General features: G+C 58.0%; 1 protein-coding gene. It reads left to right on the top strand.

Annotated features, from left to right (window positions below):
• A partial coding sequence (locus E1189_RS00920; protein ID WP_230459895.1) for a hypothetical protein occupies positions 1–490 on the top strand: 490 nt, incomplete at both ends.

The following is a 490-nucleotide window of genomic DNA, read 5'->3' on the forward strand; positions in this document are numbered from 1 at the left end:
CGACCAGTGGGATCATGCGGACAGTAAGCCTCTGGTTCAGCTCATTGATGCACTGGAAACGCCTATCAAGCGTCCGAATGTGATGACGCTGGGTCGCAAGTCAGCCGTTCAGTTGCGTCGCAACCCGTCTGTCGTTAAGGCATACAACGGGAGCCTGGGCGACGACGGACTTGTACCCATGAGTTTCATCCGTGACCTGCTGGAGATCGAGGAAATCCTTGTGGGATCGGCCCAGCACAACGCAGCTCGTCCCGGTCAGGACATGACGCTGGAACGCCTGTGGGGCAACCACTGTGCACTGACTTACCGCAACATGAATGCCCGTCCTAACAAGGGCGTGACCTTCGGTATGACTGCGGAGCATGGGCAGCGTGTATCCAGCACTCGTCAGGACGGCAACATCGGCCTGCGCGGTGGTGAGGTGATCCGTGTGGGTGAGTCACTCACTGAGCTGGTGGTATGCGATGACGTGGCTTACTTCCTCGAAAAC

Source organism: Parendozoicomonas verongulae, assembly GCF_009711465.1.
Lineage (GTDB): Bacteria > Pseudomonadota > Gammaproteobacteria > Pseudomonadales > Endozoicomonadaceae > Sansalvadorimonas > Sansalvadorimonas verongulae.